Raw genomic sequence first — 15,090 nt, forward strand, 5'->3', positions numbered from 1 at the left:
GAGGCCGCGCCTGCATTCGCAATCGTGGAGGCACGTGACCAGCTCGAAATCCGCCCGGTAGAGCGCGTCAAGTGTACACATTTGTGTACACTTGACCGTATGTTGATGGAGACCCTTTCGGTGCGAGAAGCGCGCGAGCAGTTGTCCGGGTTGCTCGACAGGTTTCGTCGTGGCGATCGCACACCGATAGGTGTCGGCGCGCACCGTAAGACAGAGGCCGTCATGGTGCCGGTCGAAGTCTTCGAGGAATTGACCGAGGAACGCAACCGGTCGATGCGGCAGGCGGAGGCTTCCGTTCGGCTCGAAGGACTTTCGCCGAGCTCCGAAGCGCAGACGATCGTCGACCGGTGGGCGAACGGTGAGATCAGCACCGCGCAGATGCGAGAAAGCGTGCGGCGGCTGCACGGTGTTCGGTGACCACGGATCCATATTTGGATCCCGATTCGGGCGTGCTACGTAACCGTCTCGGAATCGTCGACGCCGGCCGGTTGCGTAGCGTAGAAGCCGATCTGACCTTCGCCGCGATAACCGACCTGGGAACCCGCATCCTGCCCGGCGTCTACGATCTCGACCACCTGCGAGCCTTTCACCGGGAGATCTTCGGTGATCTCTACACGTGGGCCGGCGAGATCAGATCGATGGGGATCGCGAAATCCGACCCATTCTGCCTTCCGCAGCATATCGAGCAGTACGCGGACGATGTCTTCCGTGTGACAACGGACCGCTTCGCGACGCCTTGTCGTCGTTGATTCGGGGCTGATCCGAGCCCGCGGCGATTTCGGGTTGACCTTGACGTTGCGGCAACTTCTAGCGTTGTCGGTGGAGGGCGGAAGGTCCGGCCTCCGGGCGAGGGGATGGGTGATGAGTTGGTCTATCGCGGAAGTGGCGCGGATGTCGGGGGTTACGGCCCGGACGTTGCGGCACTACGACGATATCGGGCTGCTCGCGCCATCCCGCGTGGGCGCCAACGGGTATCGGTATTACGAGCGGGAGCAGTTGCTGCGGTTGCAGCAGATTCTGGTGCTGCGGAAGTTGGGTTTGGGGCTGGCCGAGATCGCGGAATCGGTTGATTCCGAACCAGATACGCTCGCCGCGCTGAAGCGGCAGCATGTTCGGCTTGTCGGTGAGAGCGACCGCCTGGCACGGATGGCCGAGACCGTGGCGCGCACCATCGCGGAATTGGAAGGGAGGGCCGACATGGCCGTCACGATCAACCGTCCTGAGAACCTGTTCGAGGGTTTCGACCACACCGAGTACGACGACGAGGCGCGCCGTCGCTGGCCCGAGGAGTTCGAAGATTCTCGGCGCCGGACCGCCGAACTCACGCCCGAGGACATCGAGCGGATGCAGCGCGAGGCCACCGCGGCGATGATCCGCATGGCAGAGTTCATGGCCGCGGGCACCCCAGTCGATGATCCCGCGGTCCAAGCCGAGGTCGACGGCCACTACCGCGGTACGTGCCGCTTCTGGACCCCGAATCGCGAAGCGTACAAACGCCTCGGCCGCATGTACGTGGACGACGAACGTTTCACCGCCACCTACGACAAGATCGCCGAGGGGCTGGCCGAATATCAGCGTGACGCCATGATCGCGTACGCCGATTCGCGTCTGGACGACTAGGGCGACGCGGCGGTCGCTCGGAAGGCGCGCACGGCGTGCCGTGCGGCGTCTCCGCGATACGCTGGACGGTAGCTGACCGGCGTGTCGCATGTCGACCCGAGGCCGCGCCCGCTGTCTTCCGCGGGGCCGGACCCGCGCTCGCCGGGTCGCTGACGCCCGCGCGGGACGCGGCGACCGAATGAGGCGACGATGCGGGAGGTGCGTGGTGGCTGCGATCCGGTCCCGCGGCGACGCGAATACGACGCCGATCGTCCTCGCACTGGCGATCGCGTTCACGGTCACCGTCGTCGATCCATTGGTGCTCAGCCTCAACCTGCCCGAGGTGAGCCGGGACCTGCACGTCCCGGCTCAGCTCGTCGGGTTGCTCGGCGGAGCGGCGACGCTGGTGATGGCCGCGGGCGTCCTCGCCGCGGGCAATCTCGCAGATGCCTTCGGGCTCAAACGGCTGATGATGTCGGGGCTGGTTCTCGTCACGATCGTCAACCTGCTCTCGACGCTCTCGCCCGGCTACGGATTCCTGTTCGTGATGCGCCTGGTGGGCGGCCTCGGGATGACGGCGCTGCTCGGTGTGCCGCTGGCACTGCTGAAAACCTCGGTCCCGGAGGACAAGCGGGCGGCGGCTATCGGCGCGTTCATGGCCGTCGAGATGCTTCTGTGCGGGGTGACGCCCGCGTTGACCGGCTTGGCGGTGGCGGCGGTCGGATGGCGGGTGCTGTTCCTGGTCGCCCCGCTGCTCGCCCTGGCCTCGCTGTGGCTGAGCGCCAAGTACGTTCCCGAGTCGCCCGTCCGAGAGCGCGGACGGCTCGACGTGGTCGGCATCGTCCTGGTCGGAACGGCTCTGCTCGCGCTCGTCGTCGGCCTCGCGGCGGCGCAGAAAGGCGTCTCCCGGCCTCCGACCGTGCTGGCTGCGGTGGTCGGTGCGGTGGCCGCCGCACTCTTCGTGCGCCACGAACGCCGCGTCGCCGAGCCCGCCTTCGACTTGGCGTTGTTCCGCAGCTGTGGGTTCAGCGTGGCCCTCACGGCGAACCTCACGCTCAACCTCCTCTCCGCGGGGCTCGGTATCGCACTCGGGCAGTTCGGCAGCTTGGTGCTCTCGCTGTCGCCGGAGTCCATCGGCCTGTTGTACCTGCCGGGAACTCTGCTGATCGCCGCCGCGGTGATTCTGACCGGGCGCCTGATCGGGAAGTACAGTCCGCGACCGGTGATGGTCGCCGGCCTGGCAGTGCTGGGGATGAGCGGGCTGTTCATGGCGGGAACGGTCGGCCCAACCATGGCGATCTGGTTGCTGGTGCCCGCCGTTTGGCTGTGCAACCTGGGGGCACTTGTCACATCCACATCGGTGTCGGAGACGGTCCTGTCCGAGGCGCCGCCGGCGCAATCCGGCACGGTGGCTTCCGCGCAGCTGGCCGCTGGAATGACCGGTTACGCGCTCGGGCCGACCATCTACCTGCTGCTTCTCCGGGTCTTCTTCGAAAAGGAGTGGCTGGCGGAGGCCGAGTCGCGCGGATTGTCCGCGACCGACGCCGAGCGGACCGTCGACGCCGTGCGCGGCAGTCTGGCGCTCGGCCCCGGCAGCGGCGGATTCGATCCGAATCTGATCCGGTACGCCAACGGCCTGCATCTCGGACAGGACTTCGCGGACGCACTGCGGCTCACCATGCTGACCGTCAGTCTGCTTCCGTTCGTCCTCGCGGCGGCGGCCTATCTGCTGATGCCACGCCGCGAAGGTCGCGCACACTGATCTCGGCTGACAAAATCACATCCTCTCGGCGACCATTGACGTATGAGCAAGCTCGACGGTGTGTTCGGTGTCACGGAGGGGGCGTTGGCGTGCGGGCTGCCGTATTTCGCGTTCGGGGCGGGGCAGCCGTTGGTGTTCCTGCGGTGGTTCAGTCCTGACCATGCCAATCCGTCACGGTGGATTCGTGACTCCGAGATCAGGACGCTCGCACGGCTGGCGTGCCGGTTCCGGGTGTACGCGGTGACTCGGGCGCCGGGGATGGCCGAGGGGACCACCATGGCCGATATCGCGGCGCAGCACGCGGAGGCGCTACTCGCGGAGTTCGGTGAGCCGGTGGATGTGCTCGGGATCTCCTCGGGCGGTTCGGTGGGGTTGCAGCTGGCCGCCGATCACCCGGGGGCGGTGCGGCGGCTGGTGATCGCGGCCGCGGGGTGTCGGCTGGAGGAGCGGGCGCGGGCGGATCAGCTCAACTACGCGGAGGCGGCCGCGGCGGGAAAGCGGGCGCTGCATCATATGGCCCCGCATTCGCGCGGGCCGGTGGATCGGCTGGTGTTCGCGGCGATGTGGTTGGCCGATCCGTTCCTGCGCCCGCGCGACCCCGCCGACACGCTGGCGTTCGTGCGCGCCGAGGACGCCTTCGACATCTCCGACCGGCTCGGGGAGATCAAGGCGCCGACACTGGTGATCGGCGGTGAGCGTGACGAATATTATTCGGCCGCCAATTTCCGACGCACGGCCGACGGGATTCCGCATTCCCACCTGATCATCTATCCAGAGGCGGGGCATATCGCCGCGATCACGCACCGCCGATTCGCCCGCGACGTCATCGACTTCCTCGACGCGGAGTGACGCTCAGCAGTTCGACGGCGCGGGCTCGCCGCGCAAGCGCGCGTCCAGCCACATCGCGGCGGCGGGCAGTCCGAGTACCGCCGCGGACATATGCTCCGGCGACGGGGTGAGTTCGGCCTGCACGGGCACACCGGCCGCGCAGTAGCGTCGGTTGGTGGCGACGATGGAATCCACCGGTATGAGCGGGTCGGAGGCCGAATGCCATTCGAATATCGGCATATTCGGCACGCCGTCGAAGAGTTCGAGGCTGTTCTCCTCGATGACTGCCCGCGCCTGCGGATCGGTCGTCAATGCCATACTGCTCGCGAAATCGGAGACGCTGCGCCACGCGCCGATGGCGAGAATGTCATTGGTGCAGCCATTGGCGACATCGTCACGCGCGGCCAATCCGCGGGCATTCATCGAATCGCTGATGGGGAATCGGTCAGGGTATTCGCGTTCGAGCCCGATGCCCGCGGCCATCACCAACCCGAACGCCGGATGCGGCTGGGTGTTCACCACTTCGATCATGCGCATCAAATTCATCGGGACGCCGCCGGTGGCCGCGCCGACGATATCGAGTTCGGGAGCGTAGCGCGGGGCCAGCGCGGCGGCCCACGCGGTGGCCATTCCGCCGCCGGAGTAGCCCGCCATCGCGACCCTGCTGTTGTGTAGTCCGAGATCGGGGACGGCGCGGACCGCGCGAATGCCGTCGAGGGTGATCTGACCGCCGAGACGGGCGGCGCCGTAGGCGAAGGTGGGCCCGAGGTGGTCGGGAAGGGCCACGCTCCACCCGCGCGCCAGCACCGCGTTGAGTGCCGCGGCCTCGCGGACCTGGAGATTCGGGTCGGAGGTGTAGAGCACGCGGGAGATCGCGCACTGGGCGCCGAGACCATTGATGACGTGCTGATACGACAGCAGCGGTGCGTCGGCGGCCCGCCACGGCGGACTGAGCACGGTGGATGTCGCCGCGATGGGCCGCCCTTGGGAATTGGTGGAGCGGAATTTCACCAGGGTGACCGCGGTTCCGGGAAAGGTCGCCAGCGGCGGCATGACCCGCGTTTCCAGAACCTCGCCGGGGAATTTCTCGGCGATATCGGCCGGTGCGGCATAGAACGGGTCGGGATCGGGTGTCGGATAGCGTGGAGCGGCGCAGGCGGCGCCGGAACCGAATGCGGAAAGGGCGGTCGCGCCGCCGATGAGTACGGCGGTGAGAGTGCGAAAGACAAGATTTCCATCGATCCTGGGAGTCGGCACGTGGGATGACTACCACGGGCCGGGACCGACGATTGGAAACGTGTTCTTTTCAACCCTTCTGTGTCATGGTCTCGGGTGCCGCGTTTGTCGTAAATGGAAATTTTCCGGCCCCGCCGACAGTGTATGTGAACGAAGGTGTAACGAATGCCGGATGCCGGGCGTGGCGTGTGCGTCGGATTCGGGCGAGTCGGGCGAGTCGGGCGGTGTGCGCGGACCGGCGCGCGAGTGCCGTTCCCGCGACGGTGGATACGATGGCTCTGCGATCGTCCGATCGCTGCGTGGACGCGGGAACCCACCCTCGACCAAGCAGACATTAGGGTGCTCGGTATCGAACGGGTGAAGGGATGGCCGCATGACAGCGCCGATCGTGATCGTCGGGGCCGGGCTCGCCGGCCTGCGCACCGCCGAGGAATTGCGCCGCGCGGGCTACGAGGGGGAACTTGTCCTGGTCGGTGCGGAGCCGATGCTGCCCTACGACCGGCCGCCGCTGTCCAAGCAGTTCGTGCGGGGTGAGACCACGGACACCACTTTGCGGCCCGCCGAATTCTTCGAGGAGAAGCGGATCGAGCTGCGGCTCGGCACCGAGGCGACGGCGGTCGACACCGCCGCGCGCACGGTGACCCTGTCCGACGGCTCCGCGCTGTCCTACGACCACCTCGTGGTCGCCACCGGACTGCGCCCCCGTCGGCTGCCGGGCCTGCCGGATCTCGCGGGCGTGCACGTGCTGCGCGATCACGCCGACGCCACCGCACTGCGGGCCGGGCTGACCGGCGCGAAGTCGGCGCTCGTGGTCGGTGCGGGCTTCATCGGTTGCGAGGTCGCGGCCGCCCTGCGGGCCGAGGGACTGGCCGTGACGCTGGTCGAACCGCAGCCGACCCCGCTGGCCTCGGTGCTCGGGGAGACCATCGGCGAACTCGTGGCGAGGATGCACCGCGCGGAAGGCGTCGACCTGCGCTGCGGCACCGGACTCGACACCCTGCTCGGCGACGACGCGGGGCGGGTGCGCGGTGCGCGGCTGTCCGACGGCTCCGAGGTGGCCGCCGATCTGGTGGTGGTCGGCGTCGGCTCGCGTCCGGTCACCGAATGGCTGGCCGAGTCCGGCATCGAGTTGGCCGAACCCGCGGCCGGCGGCGGCGTACTCGCCGACGAGGTCGGGCGGACCTCGGCCGACCGCGTGTGGGCGGTCGGCGATGTCGCGGCCTGGCTGCACGAGACCGGCGACCGCAAGCGGGTCGAGCACTGGACCAATGCGGGCGAACAGGCCAAGATACTGGCTTGCGCGCTGCTTGGCGCGCAACCTCCGAGCGCGGTCCGGGTGCCGTACTTCTGGAGCGACCAGTACGACGTGAAGATCCAGGCTCTCGGCACACCGGGCCCGGACGACACCGTCGATCTCGTCTCCGACGACGGTCGCAAATTCCTCGCCTACTTCTCCCGGGACGGCAAGCTCACCGGTGTGGTCGGCGGCGGCATGACGGGTGCGGTCATGAAGGTGCGCGCCAAGGTCGCCGCGGCCGCACCGGTCGCGGAACTGCTCGCGGCCACCTAGCGGCCCGGCGGCCGTGTCGGAGCGCTCGGCGACCTGTAATACGGTGGTCCGGTGATCGTCGCGCTCATCGATTCCGGTTTGGGGTTGCTGCCCACGGCGGCCTGGCTGCGCACACTGCGTCCCGATGTCGATCTGCTGTTGCAGACCGATACCGATGGCGCTCCGTGGGGGCCGAAACCGGAACCGTGGGTCGTCGAGCGCGTGGTGGACGCGGCGCGCACCTCGTTGCGCGAGGGCGCTGAGGTGATCGTGCTGCCGTGCAATACCGCGAGCGTGACCGCGCTCGCGCAGGTGCGCGCGGAGGTAGGGTCCGCGGTGCCGGTCATCGGCACCGTGCCCGCGATCAAACCCGCCGCGGCGGTGTGCCGTTCGGTCGCGGTGTGGGCGACGGCGGCGACCACCGCGAGCCGGTATCAGGCCGATCTCATCGCCACCTTCGCCGGTGACGCGAAGGTGGTCGGCGTGGCCTGTCACGGTCTGGCCGATTCGATCGACAGCGGTGATCTGGTGGCCGCCGGTGACGCCATCGCCCGTGCCGCCGAACAGACTCCGTGCGATGTGGAGGGCGTGGTGCTGGGCTGCACCCACTATCCGCTCGTGATGGACGCGATCCTGGCGGCGCTGCCAGAGGGCGTGCGGCTGTTCGACAGCGCGCAGGCCGTCGCGGCGCAGACGATCCGTCGCATGGACGCACTGGGTCGCCCGAGCGCCGGGACCGGTGCCGTGCGGGTGCTGAACAGCGGTCGCCCTGCTGAATTGCCCAGGGGCGCGGCGGCTTTCGAATCCGGCCGCGTGCTCGGGGCCCGGCCGTGACCGACGCCGGTACGGCCGAACGGGTGCGGGCGGCGCTCGCCGACGCCGCGCTCGCCTACGTGACCGAACATCTCGACCCGGCGGTGCGGACGGCCCATCGGACCCTCAGAACTGGATCTTGAGGCGGTCGGTGACCGGTCGCGCCTGGCAGCCGAGGATGTAGCCGTTCTCGATGTCGGCCGGATCGAGGATCTCCGCGTTGGCCATCTCGACCTGGCCCTCGAGCACCGTGCAGGCGCAGGAGCCGCATTCGCCTTCCTGGCAGCTGTAGGGCACGTCGATGCCCTTCGCCAGCATGATGTCGACGAGGGTCTGGCTGCGCGGCCATGACAGCTCGTGCACCTCGCCGTCGAGTTCCACCTCGACGGTGGCGGCGTCGGCGGCCTCCTGTTCGCTGACCTCGACCGGCGCCTGATCCGCGAACGGGTCTCCGGCAAGGGAATTGAACACCTCGGCGTGGGTGCGCGCGCGCGGCACCTCGAGGCGGGCCAGCGCGTCGTGCACGCGGTCCATGAACGGCTTCGGGCCGCACATGTACGCGTGGTATTCGCGGTACGGTCCGACGAGGGCGGCCAGCGCGTCGGCGGTGGGCAGACCCTGGAGGGTTTCCAGCCAGTGGATCACGACCAGCCGCTGCGGATTCTTGGCCGCCAGTTCGGCCAGTTCGGCGGCGAAGATGACCGCATCGGGATCGCGGTTGGCGTAGACGAGCACGATGCGCCCGTTGCCGCGGGCCAGCGCCGACTTGAGGATGGAGATGACGGGGGTGATGCCGCTGCCCGCGCCGAACAGCAGCAGGTCGTCGTCGAGATCCTTGGGCGTGAAGACGCCCGAGGGCGGCAGCACTTCGAGGCTGTCGCCCGCTTTGACGTTGTCGCACACCCAGTTCGAGCCGTAGCCGCCCGCGGTGCGCTTGACGGTCACCTTGGGTTTGTCGTCGGTGTGCGGCGAGCTGGCCAGCGAATAGCAGCGCGCGACCGACCCGGTGAGGTCGCTTGGGATGCGCAGGGTCAGGAATTGGCCCGGCTTGTACTCGAACCTGCTCTTGGATTCCTCGGGCACGTCGAAGACCAGCGAACAGGTGTCGGCCGTCTCGGCGATGACCGCGGACACCCGCAGTACGACCGAACGCGACCCGTGTGGAACCTCGACGGTAGTCATCTCGCCCTCTCGTACGTTGGTCTGCGCGACCGGCAAACTAGAACGTGTTTCAGTTTCATCGTACGTCCACGTCCGCCTGACGGACAAGCTGGGCTTCCAGACCGGCGATCAACACCTCCATGCCGAAGTCGTAGACATACTTGCCGCGCAGGTCGGAAATGTATTTCGCGGCCTTTGCCACGACCTCGGGCAGTGCGACGTCCGAGAGCGTCGTGGACTCGCGCGGATTCACCCGGCGCCGCCCGAACAGATAGGTGTGGATGGTCGCGTAGGCGGCCAGCACATTGCGTTCGGTGAATCCGGCCTCGAACAGGATCTCCATGATCGCGGTGATCAGATCGAGCTGTTTGCCCAGCATCTGCTCGATCAGGATGTCGCCGAGGCCGGGATGTTTGCGCAGTTTCTCATCGATCTGATCGACGAGATCGCGCAGCCGCCGCTGCCACGGACCCGATTCCCGGGGCGGCGTGCGCACCCCCGTCAACGCCGCGGTCGCGACCAGATCGAGCAATTCCCGTTTGTCCGCGACGTAGTAGTACGGTGCCATCGGAGAGACGCCGAGTTCGCGGGAGAGCCGTCGCATGGATAGCTTCTCCACGCCGTCCTCGCGGACCACGCGCAGCGCGGCCTCGACGATCTCGGACTCCGACAGCGTATTGCCGCCCCCGCTCGCCTGCATTCGTCCGACTCCCATGCCACCTCTACCACCGCCGGCGGGGATGCCGGCACGTTCTGTTCAGCTGTGCTCCACCGGGAAGTCTAGAGTGCGGCGGCGTCGGCCGGTTCCGCCCCGGCGGACTCGGTGCGCGACGCGCGCGCCACGCCACCGAGGCGCGCGCTTGCGCAACGGCTCCGGGGTGAGATGATCGTCGGCGCGCCGGAGCGCATGCCCGGCGCCGCGGGTACTGCGCCCGCGGTGGCGCAGTCCGTCCGGCCCCGACGCGGGGGTGGTCCCGCGGTCGGGCGGTGCTGTGCCCGTTCCACCCGATGCCGCCTCGGTTGCTCGCAATAAGCCGACAATCGAAAACGTATCCGCCGTCGCGGGCGGAACCGAAATTTGCCTGTCCGTTGCCGAGGGAGGGATTACCACGTGTCGCAGCCCGGTCGCACACGAATTCCGGGGGATGGGGCCGACTTCGGCGCGATGTTCCGCGCGGAGGTCGTCGCGGACTTCCGCGCGGAATTCCGTCCTTTTTTCCGTACCGATGATGCCCGCGCTGGAATCGCCACCTAACATGCCAGGAATGCGCCATGATCGCCTGCCCGACGGATTCGGGGTGCGGATCGATCCCCGGGTGCGCGCATATTCCGGGGGACGCATCCTGATCGGCGGCTCACCCGCTCGGTTGCTGCGACTTGCCCCAGAGGCCGCCGAGATGATCGGCGACGGGTATCTCGAGGTCACCGGCCCCAAGTCGGCGGTCGTTGCCAGACGGCTGCTCGACTCCGGCGTCGGCAATCCGCGGCCCCGGCTGTTGCCCTCCCCGGAGGATGTGACCGTCATCGTGCCGCTGCACAACAATCCCGACGGCCTGGCCCGGCTGCTCGCGGTCCTGCGCGGCCAGAACGTGATCGTCGTCGACGACGGCTCCGACCAGCCGGTGCGTATCACGGACAACCGGGGCAGCCGCTGCCGGGTGACGGTGCTGCGCCACGAGCGCAAACAGGGTCCGGCCGCGGCGCGCAACGCGGGGCTGCGAGCGGCGACAACCGAATTCGTCGCCTTCCTCGACTCCGACGTGGTGCCGCGCAGCGGGTGGCTCGAGGTCATGCTCGGCCATTTCAGCGATCCCGAGGTGGCGCTGGTCGCGCCGCGCATCGTGGCGCTCGATCCCGAATCGAACGCGCTGGCCCGCTACGAGCACACCCGTTCCTCGCTGGATCTTGGCCGCCGCGAATCGGCGGTGCATTCGCGCGGGATGGTCTCCTACGTGCCGAGCGCCGCGCTGCTGGTGCGTCGGGAGGCGCTGCTCACCGAGGGCGGATTCGACGAATCCATGCACGTGGCCGAGGATGTCGACCTGTGCTGGCGACTCGAGCAAGCGGGCTGGCGGTTGCGCTACGAACCGGCCGCGCACGTCGCGCACGACCACCGCATCTCCTTTCGGGCCTGGTTCGACCGAAAGCTGTTCTACGGCACCGGGGCCGCGCCGCTGGGCGAACGCCACGACGCGAGCATGGTCTCGCCGCTGTCGGTGCCGTCCTGGACGCTGCTGGCCGCCTTCCTGTTCGCCACGCTGTCGAAATGGGGTGTGCTCGGCGGTCTGATAACCCTCGCCACGGCGCTGGTCCGGCTGCGGCGCGTCTTCACCGAATTGGACAACCCGACCAGGATCGCCGCCATCTATCTGGCCCGCGGCTTCTTCGCCGGACTGTGGCGGCTGGCATCGGCGATGTGTAGGCACTACTGGCCTGTGACATTGCTGGCGATGGCCTGTTCGCGCCGTATCCGGCGCATCGCGGTCACGATGGCGGTGGCCGACGGTCTGGCCGACTGGTTCACCCACCGCGACGCGGGCGGCCTCGATCCGTTCCGCTATATCGCCTACAAGCGGCTCGACGACATCGCCTACGGCACCGGCCTGTGGCTCGGCGCGTTCCGGGCGCGCAGCCTGGAGGCGCTCAAGCCCACCGTGCCGACGCGCTGAGCGCGCGGGATGGTTCCGCTCGTGGTCGATACGCTGATCGTCGGCGCGGGGACCGCGGGTTGTCTGCTCGCGGCCCGGTTGAGCGCGGTGCCTGGGTATCGGGTGCTGGTGCTGGAGGCGGGGCCGGTGTGGCCGGATCTCGCCGCGGCGCCGCCAGCGGTGCGCCGGGCCGACCGCATGCCGATCGGACCCGAATCGCCGTGGGTGTGGCGGTATCGGACCGGGTTGACCGACGGGCCGGACGCGGTCGAGGCGGAATTGGTGCGCGGGCGGCTGCTCGGCGGATCGGCCGCGGTCAACGGCGGATATTTCGTGCGCGCTACGGCCGCGGACTTCGCGGCGTGGACGACCGAACTCGGCGGGTGCGGACAATGGGCGCTGGACACCGTATTACCGGCGTACCGGCAAATCGAGCGCGATCACGATTTCGGCGCGGCTCCCGGACACGGACTCAACGGTCCGATTCCGGTGCGCCGGACGGCGAATCCGGCTCCGGTCAGCATCGAATTCGCGGCGGTCGCGGCGGCGGCCGGTTTCCCCGAAATCCCTGACCTCAACGCATTGCCGGATACGGTGCCCGACACCGGCTTCGGTCCGGTGCCGTGCAATGTCGCGGACGGTATGCGCGGCGATACCGCCTCGGCCTGTCTGCTGCCGGTCGCGGCGCGGCCGAATCTGACCGTCGCGGGCGGAAAGACGGTGATCCGCATCGTATTCCGGGGCACCCGCGCGGTCGGCGTGGAGTACCAGGGCGGCACGATCGCGGCCGATCGCGTCGTGCTGTGCGCGGGTGCGGTGGAATCGGCCGCGCTGCTGCTGCGGTCTGGTATCGGCGATCCCGCGCGGCTGCGCGAACTCGGTATCGAGGTGGTGGCTCCGGCGCCGGTCGGCGCGTGGTTCAGCGACCATCCCGAAGCCGGGGTGGAATACCGGCTGCCGGGCGCCGCGCGCGCGGGCGTGCCGGTGGAGTACGCGCTGACCGTCGGTGATGTCGAGATTCGTCCGTACACGTTCGGCTTCGGGGCCGATCCGCATCTGTTGCGGGTCGGGGTCGCCCTCATGCGCCCGCGGTCGGTGGGCGAGTTGCGGCTGCGGTCGGCCGATCCGGCGGTCGCGCCCGCCCTCGCGCACCGGTATCTGGCCGACCCGCGGGATCGGGAGGCGCTGCGCGCGGGGGTGGCGGTGGCCGCGGATCTGGTGGCCGCGATGCCGGGTGCGCGGCTGTCGCCCGCCTGGCGCGGGCCCGTCGATTCGGCCTTGCTGCGTGCGAATCTCGGTACGTCGCAACACTTGTCGGGCACCTGCCGAATGGGCCGCGCCGGCGACGAACGGGCGGTGGTCGACCAGTGGTGCGGTGTGCACGGTGTGCGGGGGCTGTCGGTGGTTGATCTGTCGGTGGTGCCGGTACCGCTGGGCCGTGGGCCTGCGGCGACTGTCATGATGGTCGCGCAGCACGTTGCGAACCACTTCGCGTCCCATATGTGAAAGATGATTGGGTCACATTTCACGACGAAGTGAATCGGGTGTGACCTGGCGGACAAACCGCACTATCCGACCTTGCCCGCTAAATCGCGCCGGTACAGTTTGGGGCGGAAAGAAAGGCAAATGGTCAGCAATCTTGCGGGTGGGCGGCCCCCACGGCGAAGCGGCAATCGATCGACGGTGGAACCGGGGACTCAACTCGGCGCCCTCGAAGCTTATGCCGCGCAGGCGCACGGATACCTTAGCGCGGGCGGTGAACAACTGTCGCAGCTGGCCGGTTTGCTGCGCCCGCTGGTACTCGAATCGTGGTTGCGCAGCATTCGCGGCGGCATCGACCCGATGGAAGTGCTGAGCGAACGCGGACTGCGTGGCGTCGACCTCCAGCGCTACCGCGACGCGCACCCGATCGCCGCCCTGATGCCGCTGATCGACAAGCTGCTCGTACAGGACACGGCCAGATCCGGCCTGATCGTCGTGGTAGCCGATCAGTTCGGGCGCGTGCTGTCGGTGCACGGCAACGCCGAACAGGTGGCCGCGGCCGCCGAGATCGGCCTGCGCGCGGGCGACGACCTCAGTGAGCGCCGCGTCGGCACCAACGCCGTCGGCCTCGTGGTGCGCACCGGACGGGCCACCTGGATACACGGACCCGAACATTTCCTGCACCGGATGCACCAGATCACCGGTGCCGCCGCGCCCGTGCACGATACGGACGGGCGGCTGGTCGGCGTGCTCATGATCGCGGGCGGGGTGCGGGTCGCCAAGCCGGAGATCCTGGCGCTGGTGAAGGCGGCGGCCACGGCCGCGGAGATGGATCTCGTGCTCAGCGCCATGCGGGCGCAGCAGCACGGCGGGCCGCGCAACGGGCACCGGGAGCCGTCCGCGGTCGAACCGGGCGACCTCGCCCTCGACGTGCTCGGGCTGGGGCAGCCGCAGGTGACCATCTCCGGCGAGCGGGCGCCGCTGTCGCAGCGGCACGCGGAGATCCTGTTGTTGCTCGCCGAACATCCCGAGGGCCTCGGCGCGGACCATCTCGCGCTGCTGCTCGATGACACGGATCTGGACAACGGCACCATTCGCGCGGCGATGTCGCGGTTGCGCGCGGTGGTGGGGCCGGGGGCGGTGGCGTCGCGGCCCTACCGTCTGCGGGTGCATGTCGCAACCGATGTCGAGGCATTGCGATCCGCGCTCGATTCCGGTGATGTCGAATATGCATTGCGGTTGTACGCCGGTCCGGTCCTGCCTCGGTCGACCGCTCCCGGGATTATCGACATCCGCGACGAGCTGCGGGTGCGGCTGCGCGCCGCGGTGCTGGCCTCCGGCGATCCGGGGGTGCTGCGCCGGTGGACCGCGTGTCAGGAGGGGCGCGACGACGCCGCCGCGTGGGCGGCGTACCGCGCGACCGTAGATCGCGATTCGCCCCTGTATGCCCAGATCGAAGCCAAGATCCGCGTGCTCGATCGGCGATTGGGCGCCGATGCAACGCGAATGCAACGTTCCGGCTCATAGTCTGCACGTCCAGAGTGTTATAGCTCACATAGGTGGCCTTGATGTGGTCGCGGACACAGGCATGTCCTCGGGCCGTCGCCGCCCGATCACCTTGTACGGGCGTCCAGAAGTTTTTAGTGGAACTTGTTCCTTTTTATAACTTTTGGGCTTAGTGTTCGCACTGCACGGGTCACATCCGTGTGACGTACGAAACACAGCCGCAGCGCAGGACCGGCGTGGCGGCAGCGGAGTTGGAGGAAAGATCAAGGGCTAGACGCATCCGTCGGCGGCCGCAGCTCGCCGCGGGGGTGACCACGACGGTCACCGAACTCGTATCTCACAAATCTGTTGGATCCCGCGCCGGAGACGTGCTCACGTCCCGCGCATTCGCCGAATCACCCGTGGTGGCCATCCCGCCCCGTGTCGGTCGCACCGACCGGAGGCGCTATTCGCGCTGCCCGAAAAGTGTTCGGCCGGCTGTTGTTTCACCGATCGAGGAGGCTCTG

At 68.5% G+C, this 15,090-nt stretch carries 14 protein-coding genes; 11 read left to right on the forward strand and 3 right to left on the reverse strand.

Annotation, left to right across the window (positions count from 1 at the left end):
- The 5 genes from APZ21_RS33360 to APZ21_RS26820 form a co-directional block, all read left to right on the forward strand.
- Window positions 1-417 (forward strand): antitoxin VbhA family protein (locus APZ21_RS33360; RefSeq protein ID WP_204249162.1); only part of this gene is annotated, 417 nt, incomplete at its 5' end.
- A gap of 14 nt (window positions 418-431) precedes the next feature.
- A complete protein-coding gene (locus tag APZ21_RS26805; protein WP_054816054.1) occupies window positions 432-749 on the forward strand; it encodes a hypothetical protein in 318 nt (105 codons plus the stop codon).
- A 112-nt stretch (window positions 750-861) separates the two neighbouring features.
- Window positions 862-1,620: a MerR family transcriptional regulator gene (locus APZ21_RS26810; RefSeq protein WP_054816055.1), complete on the forward strand. Its 759-nt coding sequence runs from the start codon at window positions 862-864 to the stop codon at window positions 1,618-1,620.
- A gap of 178 nt (window positions 1,621-1,798) precedes the next feature.
- Window positions 1,799-3,361 (forward strand): MFS transporter, encoded by a 1,563-nt coding sequence (locus APZ21_RS26815; RefSeq protein ID WP_054816056.1) that lies wholly within the window; start codon window positions 1,799-1,801, stop codon window positions 3,359-3,361.
- A gap of 42 nt (window positions 3,362-3,403) precedes the next feature.
- Window positions 3,404-4,210, forward strand: a complete 807-nt coding sequence (locus tag APZ21_RS26820) for an alpha/beta fold hydrolase (protein WP_054816057.1) — start codon at window positions 3,404-3,406, stop codon at window positions 4,208-4,210.
- Between the two features lie 3 nt (window positions 4,211-4,213).
- On the opposite strand, the gene APZ21_RS26825 is transcribed toward APZ21_RS26820, so the two are convergent.
- Window positions 4,214-5,431 carry a lipase family protein gene (locus APZ21_RS26825; RefSeq protein WP_082393481.1) on the reverse strand — a complete coding sequence of 406 codons (1,218 nt, stop codon included), beginning with the start codon at window positions 5,429-5,431 and terminating at the stop codon, window positions 4,214-4,216.
- Window positions 5,432-5,798: 367 nt separating this feature from the next.
- On the opposite strand from APZ21_RS26825, the gene APZ21_RS26830 reads away from it, so the two are divergent.
- The 3 genes from APZ21_RS26830 to APZ21_RS36070 are packed head-to-tail and all read left to right on the forward strand — an operon-like array spanning window position 5,799 to window position 7,930.
- Complete coding sequence (locus APZ21_RS26830; RefSeq protein WP_054816058.1) at window positions 5,799-6,995, forward strand: NAD(P)/FAD-dependent oxidoreductase; 1,197 nt, start codon at window positions 5,799-5,801, stop codon at window positions 6,993-6,995.
- 51 nt (window positions 6,996-7,046) lie between these two features.
- Window positions 7,047-7,808 (forward strand): glutamate racemase, encoded by a 762-nt coding sequence (locus tag APZ21_RS26835; RefSeq protein ID WP_054816059.1) that lies wholly within the window; start codon window positions 7,047-7,049, stop codon window positions 7,806-7,808.
- A complete protein-coding gene (locus APZ21_RS36070; protein ID WP_275426227.1) occupies window positions 7,805-7,930 on the forward strand; it encodes a hypothetical protein in 126 nt (41 codons plus the stop codon). The genes APZ21_RS26835 and APZ21_RS36070 overlap by 4 nt, the downstream gene beginning before the upstream one ends.
- Here the strand turns inward: APZ21_RS36070 and APZ21_RS26840 are convergent.
- Together APZ21_RS26840 and mftR2 are read right to left on the reverse strand one after the other, a co-directional pair.
- Window positions 7,914-8,969, reverse strand: coding sequence for a ferredoxin--NADP reductase (locus tag APZ21_RS26840; RefSeq protein WP_054816092.1), 1,056 nt, complete (start codon window positions 8,967-8,969; stop codon window positions 7,914-7,916). The genes APZ21_RS36070 and APZ21_RS26840 overlap by 17 nt on opposite strands.
- A gap of 55 nt (window positions 8,970-9,024) precedes the next feature.
- Entirely contained in the window at window positions 9,025-9,663 is a 639-nt protein-coding gene (gene mftR2 / locus APZ21_RS26845) for a mycofactocin system transcriptional regulator MftR2 (protein ID WP_239476828.1), read from the reverse strand.
- A gap of 550 nt (window positions 9,664-10,213) precedes the next feature.
- Here mftR2 and mftF point away from each other — a divergent pair.
- The 3 genes from mftF (at window position 10,214) to APZ21_RS26860 (ending at window position 14,605) form a co-directional block, all read left to right on the forward strand.
- Window positions 10,214-11,617 carry a mycofactocin biosynthesis glycosyltransferase MftF gene (gene mftF, locus APZ21_RS26850; protein ID WP_054816061.1) on the forward strand — a complete coding sequence of 468 codons (1,404 nt, stop codon included), beginning with the start codon at window positions 10,214-10,216 and terminating at the stop codon, window positions 11,615-11,617.
- Window positions 11,618-11,638: 21 nt separating this feature from the next.
- Entirely contained in the window at window positions 11,639-13,102 is a 1,464-nt protein-coding gene (gene mftG, locus APZ21_RS26855; RefSeq protein WP_054816093.1) for a mycofactocin dehydrogenase MftG, read from the forward strand.
- A 177-nt stretch (window positions 13,103-13,279) separates the two neighbouring features.
- Window positions 13,280-14,605, forward strand: a complete 1,326-nt coding sequence (locus tag APZ21_RS26860; protein WP_239476829.1) for a GAF domain-containing protein — start codon at window positions 13,280-13,282, stop codon at window positions 14,603-14,605.
- Window positions 14,606-15,090 lie beyond the last annotated feature (485 nt).

This window comes from Nocardia arizonensis (assembly GCF_001310275.1).
In the GTDB taxonomy this organism is placed as follows: Bacteria; Actinomycetota; Actinomycetes; order Mycobacteriales; family Mycobacteriaceae; genus Nocardia; species Nocardia arizonensis.

Bases quoted from the DNA above. Each gene is read 5' to 3' on its own strand.
- mftF (WP_054816061.1), top strand. From the start codon at position 10,214: ATGCGCCATGATCGCCTGCCCGACGGATTCGGGGTGCGGATCGATCCC.
- APZ21_RS26820 (WP_054816057.1), top strand. From the start codon at position 3,404: ATGAGCAAGCTCGACGGTGTGTTCGGTGTCACGGAGGGGGCGTTGGCG.
- APZ21_RS26815 (WP_054816056.1), top strand. From the start codon at position 1,799: ATGAGGCGACGATGCGGGAGGTGCGTGGTGGCTGCGATCCGGTCCCGC.
- APZ21_RS26840 (WP_054816092.1), bottom strand. From the start codon at position 8,969: ATGACTACCGTCGAGGTTCCACACGGGTCGCGTTCGGTCGTACTGCGG.
- APZ21_RS26810 (WP_054816055.1), top strand. From the start codon at position 862: ATGAGTTGGTCTATCGCGGAAGTGGCGCGGATGTCGGGGGTTACGGCC.
- mftR2 (WP_239476828.1), bottom strand. From the start codon at position 9,663: ATGGGAGTCGGACGAATGCAGGCGAGCGGGGGCGGCAATACGCTGTCG.
- APZ21_RS26830 (WP_054816058.1), top strand. From the start codon at position 5,799: ATGACAGCGCCGATCGTGATCGTCGGGGCCGGGCTCGCCGGCCTGCGC.